Here is a 5,223-nt window from a genome sequence, read left to right as displayed (position 1 = left end):
TCGTTGCGGGCACGCCGGGCCGGTCCCCGGCGTGGCCGGTGAGCACGGCCGTGACGGCCTGGCGGGGCGTGCTGGGCTGCGCCGACGGGGTGTTCACCGCACCGTCGTGGGCCTTGTTCGCCGACCTGGTCGAGGCCTGGGTGTGCTGCCCGGCCCGGCGCACCATCACCGGCATGCTCACCCTGATCGACCCGGGCCGCCGGGGCGCGCACGACGCCTACCACCGCCTGATCCGAGCCGGGGTGTGGAGCACGGCCCGGCTCTGGCACAGGCTGGCCGTGCTCGCGGTGAACCGCCTCGCACCCGACGGGCCCGTCCCGCTGCAGGTCGATGACACCCTGCTGCACAAGTCCGGCCGCAAGGTCGACGGCGCCGGCAGTTTCCGTGACGCGGTGCGCTCCACCGGTGCCCGCATCGTCTACGCCCACGGGCTGAACCTCGTCGTGATCACCCTGCGGGTGCGCGCCCCGTGGGGCGGTGAGCCACTGGGTCTGCCGGTCAACGTCCGCCTGTTCCGCAAGGGCGGGGCGACCCACGCGCAGCTCGTCGAGCAGATGATCACCGAACTCGCCGGCTGGCTGCCCGGGCGCGTCCTGACCCTGTGCGGTGACGGCGCCTACGCCACCCTGGCCGGGGCCGGACTGCCCCGCACCCACGTGATCTCCCGGATGCGCCGCGACGCCGCCCTGTTCGCCCCCGCCCCACCGCGCACCGGCCGGCGCGGACGACCCGCGAAGAAGGGCGCCCGGCTGCCCACCCCACCCGAGCAGGCCGCCGCAGCAACCCGAACACAGTGGAGGCGAACCAGCATCGACCGACGCGGGCGCGACGTCGACGTCGACCTGCTCGCCCGAGCGGTGCTCTGGTACGCCGTCAACCCCGAGCACCAAGTGCTACTGGTCATCGTCCGCGACCCGGCCGGGATCGAGCGCGACGACTTCTTCTTCACCACCGACCTGAACGCCCAGCCTGCCGACGTCGCCGCCGAGTACGCCTCCCGCTGGTCCATCGAGGACACCTTCCGCGCCGTCAAACAACACCTCGGCGCCCAGCAGCCACAGAGCTGGAAAGACGCCGGCCCCGAACGCGTCGCCAACCTCTCATTCTGGATCTACACCGCGATCTGGTGCTGGTACATCCCCACCCACGGCGAAACGCCGCACTGGCCAAACCGACCCTGGTACCGGGCCAAGCGCACACCCAGCTTCCCCGACGCGCTCGCCGAACTACGAGCAACCCTGTGGCGGCAGCGAATTACCGCGATCTCCGGCCAGCAGCAACTCATCCCACAAATCGTCGACACCCTCATCAACACGCTCGCCCGAGCCGCCTGACTCCACCACGAACTGCGAAAGTCCACTGGCGGAAGTCAGGATAATCCCACTGCGGGCGCCGTGCCGGCGGTGAGCCTGCCTGCCGCGGTGGTTGTCGCCGGTGGGGCCAATCATCGCGACTGGGCTCGATGGACGGTTCGTGGTTCGGGCCCGTCAGGCGTCTAGATGCGGATGATCTCCAGGCCGGCAACACCGTCGAGCGCGTCGAAGCCGTCATCGTGTGTGACGAGCGGGATCCGATGCGCCACCGCGGTGGCCGCAATCCACAGGTCGTTGACCGGGATCCGGCGGTTGGTCTTGGCGAGGTGAGTTCGCAGATCGGCCCACCTGGACGCCACGGCGGCGTCGATCAGCAGGGGATCCTGTCGGGTCACGCGGTCCAATGTCGCGCGTCGGCGATTGCGATCGGATGCGTTCTGGGCTGCGAGCACGCCGGCCTCGAGTTCTGCGAGCGTGACTACGGAGACTTCCTGTTCTGTCGGCAGCCGCGAAACATCGAGATCCCGCCCAATTTCCTGCGCGATGAAGATGCTGGTGTCGAGTAGGCCGACCGGTACCGGAGGTGTCACACGATTGGCTGTGGGTAGTCGGTCGCCTCGTCACCCATGGCAAGCAGATCGTCGCGCAGTCCCGGGTCGGCTTGGCCGTGCTCGAGTAGGTCGATCAGCTCGGCACGCGTCATTCGGCGCCGTCGTCGGGTGTGCAGCGGCACGATCTCGGCGGCGGGCTTGCCGTTCACGGTTATGATCACTTCCTCGCCGTCCTGTACCCGGCGCAGCACGCCGGCGGTGTTGTTGCGCAGCTCCCGCGACGCGACGTAACTCATGGCTACCAGTGTAGCCGTTCTGTAGCACATTGGCCGACAGTCAGTCGTAGATGGCCTCGACCTGCCAGCGGCCGGTCGGTAGCGCACAGCTGACGAGGTAGGCCCGGCCGCTGACGTCGACGAGCTGACAGCGCACGACGTGCCGCGCCGACTCCGCGTTCCACCAGCGTTCGTCGACCGGCCACGGACCGGCCCAGGACTCGATCACGACCGGCTGCTCGGCACCGAACGCAAACCGGGCCGGCGGGTGCGGAACCGCACCGCGCGGGGTGACGACCACCGCCCGCCCAGCGTCATCGAGCACCTGCGCCGGGCACGGCGGGTCGAGCAGCACCGACGGCGCGGGCGCGGGCAGCTGCCCCGGCCACGGCTGCTCGGGCGAGCGCACCGCCGCCGGCTCGTCGCCCCATGGCACCAGCCGGGTGCGTTGCCCCGGATCGCGGCCACCGTCGAGCACCGACGTCAGTACCGAGCCGTGCCCGAGCAGGGTCTGCACCCGGGCCAGCGCGCGGTGGGCCCGCTCGTCCTGCTCGCCCGAGCCCCCCCACAGCGCCTGCTGGTGCACGCCGGTGGGCACCGCCTCGATCGGGACGAGCCGCAGCCGGCATACCCCGCCGGTAGGACGGCCGGCCCGCGACAGCCAGCCTTCGAGCTGCCACCGGATGCGGTCGAGCACGTCGAGCGTCGACAGCACGCCCGCGTGCCGCCAGCGGCGCACCGTCTCCTCGCCGTTCTCCGACAGCGCCTGCAGTTCCAGGCAGGTGCAGGCCAGCCCGTGCGCGCTCAGGTCGGTGACGAACTGCTCGGCTGCCCCGCGTGCGCTGAATGCCACCGTGTCGACGCGGTCTACTGGCGGCTCGAGGTCGAGCGTGACGGCGAACTCGACGGGCGGGCGCCGACCCGACACCGGACGGTCGTCGCGGCCGCCGGCCTGCCGGTGTGCCCACGCGCCGACCGGGCCGAACCGGGCCAGCACGTCGCGGGCGGGCAGCGCCGCGAAGGCCCCGAGCGTGAGTAGCCCGAGCCGGCGCAGCAGGTCGATCAGCGGCGCGGCGCCGGACGGGTCGAGCGTCTCGACGGGCAGGTCGGCGAGGAACGCAGGCGTTGTACCGGCCTCGATGATCAGTCCGCGGCGGGCGGCCTGCTCGGCCGCGAACGCGCCGTCGGCGATGCCGATCAGCACGTCCGCGCCGCCGATCGCGGGTAGCCCAGCGACCGCCCGCGACAACGCGTGCAGCACACCGGTCTCGCCGCCGAAGTAGCGCGTCGGTCCGCGTGCCCCGATCGCCGCCAGGCCGGGGCGGGTGATCTCGACGCCCGGCGCGATCGATTCGAGGACGGCTACCACCGGCTCGAAAGTGCGCGCCTCGGCGGCCTCGTTGCGGGCCAGCACGACGAGGTCGGGGCAGCGCGACTGCGCCTCGCGCCGCCGCAGCCCGCGCCGCACGCCCGCCGAGCGGGCGGGGTGCGAGCAGGCCACCACGTGGTTGGCGGTGACGACGGCGATCGGCGCTTCGGGGGATAACCCGGCGTCGAGACGGGCGGTGGTGACCGGCCAGTCCGGGCACCAGACCGCAACCATCCTCATCTTATTTCCCGCCGGGAGCGGCTCTTCGCGCAGCGCTCATCGCGTGGTGGACGTGGGCGCTCATCGTTAGCCGGCCAGGTTGACGACGGGCGCGAGGGTCTGCACGGTGCTGACCCCGCCACCGGCGGCGGGCAGCCAGAGTGTGGCCGACCGCGGGCGCGCCGCCTGCCCGCGCCCCTCGGCGCTGACGTCGACCTGGCGGGCACGCAGCCGCCCGGTGCCGGCGCCGATGCCCGTCCAGTGGGCGTCGCGCGCGGTCAGGCGCACGTCGGCGCCGGGCCATTCGTCGGTGCCGACGAGGTAGGGCATGAGCACGGCGTCGCGGCTGCGGGCCCGGGCCGCCAGGCGCCGCACGTCGCCGGGCGGCAGGCCGGACCGACCAGCAGGCGGGCGGGCCGCTACCACGTCGACCGCGTCGAGCAGCGCGCCCACCGCGGTCGTCCACCCGGTGCCCGGCTGTTCCACGATGGCCAGCCGGGACAGCTCGATGCCGTACTCGGCGGCCGCCTCAGCGCTGATGCGGGGGAAGCCGACCAGCGCGCACCAGGCGCCGTCGGCCGAAGCGGCACCGAGCAGCGCCAGCAACAGCGACACCGACCCGGTGACGCTGGCCGTGCTGCCCCGCCGCAGCCCGTCGGGCAGGATCGAGACGAGTGCCGGGGCTACTGGCAGCGGGGGAGTGGCGCGGCGGCCCAGATCGACGGCAGTGGAGCCGTCGGCCTTGCGGATCGCCACGTCGAGCATGTACCCATCATCGAACACCTGTTCGACTTAGTCAACTGGTGTCCGGAGTGTCCGACAGAGGGTTAACGGCCTTGGTCAAGTGGGACTTGTGGCTGTATATCGACCGCAACTCCTAGATGATCACAGCTCACCGAAGCGGGCTCGGCGCGCCCGGACAACACTCAGGTCTGGACGACTGGCGCCTCGCGGAGGCAATATGGGTGGGGACCTCGGGAGGCACCGATGGAACCGACCGTCACCACTGTCAAGGCTGAGCTCGACGCCGTACGAGTCCGCCGCGCCGAGCTGCGTGAAGCCCTCAGCCGCCTCGAACGATCGCTGGCCGCCCCCGCCTCGGGCCGCGCAGTCGTTTGGGGCGAACACGTGCACACCATCCTGGTCGAGATGGCCGAGGACTTCCGCGAGCACATCGACGTCACCGAAGGCCCGGACGGTCTGCACCACGCGATCCTGGCCGGCGACCTGCGCCTGGCCAACGCCGTCAGCGCGCTCGCAGCCGACCACATCCCCATCGCCGGCGAGATCGCTGACCTCGTCGCGGGAACCGAGCCACCGGTCACCGCGCAGGACGTCGATATCGTGCGCGACCGGGGCACGAACCTGCTCAGCCGGCTGGTCAGGCACCGTCAGCGCGGCGCCGACCTGATCTACGAGGCCTACCAGACCGACATCGGCGGCGGCGACTAGGACACGTCCGAGCTACTCGGCGAGTTCGAGGTCCAGGTCGCAGT

General features: G+C 71.8%; 6 protein-coding genes. 2 read left to right on the top strand and 4 right to left on the bottom strand.

The window, feature by feature from the left end:
* Positions 1-1,334: IS701 family transposase (locus VIM26_RS02405; RefSeq protein WP_331948723.1), on the top strand; the 1,334-nt coding region annotated here is incomplete at its 5' end.
* Positions 1,335-1,495: 161 nt separating this feature from the next.
* Here the strand turns inward: VIM26_RS02405 and VIM26_RS02400 are convergent.
* The 4 genes from VIM26_RS02400 to VIM26_RS02385 form a co-directional block, all read right to left on the bottom strand.
* Positions 1,496-1,903, bottom strand: a complete 408-nt coding sequence (locus VIM26_RS02400) for a type II toxin-antitoxin system VapC family toxin (RefSeq protein WP_331948722.1) — start codon at positions 1,901-1,903, stop codon at positions 1,496-1,498.
* Positions 1,900-2,160, bottom strand: coding sequence for a type II toxin-antitoxin system prevent-host-death family antitoxin (locus VIM26_RS02395; protein WP_331948721.1), 261 nt, complete (start codon positions 2,158-2,160; stop codon positions 1,900-1,902). Before VIM26_RS02395 ends, VIM26_RS02400 begins: the two co-directional genes overlap by 4 nt.
* A 40-nt stretch (positions 2,161-2,200) precedes the next feature.
* Positions 2,201-3,748: a DNA polymerase Y family protein gene (locus VIM26_RS02390; RefSeq protein WP_331948720.1), complete on the bottom strand. Its 1,548-nt coding sequence runs from the start codon at positions 3,746-3,748 to the stop codon at positions 2,201-2,203.
* Positions 3,749-3,814: 66 nt separating this feature from the next.
* Complete coding sequence (locus VIM26_RS02385) at positions 3,815-4,492, bottom strand: hypothetical protein (RefSeq protein WP_331948719.1); 678 nt, start codon at positions 4,490-4,492, stop codon at positions 3,815-3,817.
* Between the two features lie 222 nt (positions 4,493-4,714).
* Between VIM26_RS02385 and VIM26_RS02380 the strand changes: the two genes are divergently transcribed.
* Complete coding sequence (locus VIM26_RS02380) at positions 4,715-5,179, top strand: hypothetical protein (protein WP_331948718.1); 465 nt, start codon at positions 4,715-4,717, stop codon at positions 5,177-5,179.
* Positions 5,180-5,223: the final 44 nt, after the last annotated feature.

This window comes from Pengzhenrongella sp. (genome assembly GCF_036565025.1).
Classification (GTDB): Bacteria; Actinomycetota; Actinomycetes; order Actinomycetales; family Cellulomonadaceae; genus Pengzhenrongella.
This window is presented reverse-complemented; position numbering and strand designations above follow the sequence as displayed.

Excerpts from the sequence above, each read along its gene's own strand:
- VIM26_RS02390 (WP_331948720.1), bottom strand. The coding sequence starts at position 3,748 with ATGAGGATGGTTGCGGTCTGGTGCCCGGACTGGCCGGTCACCACCGCC.
- VIM26_RS02380 (WP_331948718.1), top strand. The coding sequence starts at position 4,715 with ATGGAACCGACCGTCACCACTGTCAAGGCTGAGCTCGACGCCGTACGA.
- VIM26_RS02385 (WP_331948719.1), bottom strand. The coding sequence starts at position 4,492 with ATGCTCGACGTGGCGATCCGCAAGGCCGACGGCTCCACTGCCGTCGAT.
- VIM26_RS02395 (WP_331948721.1), bottom strand. The coding sequence starts at position 2,160 with ATGAGTTACGTCGCGTCGCGGGAGCTGCGCAACAACACCGCCGGCGTG.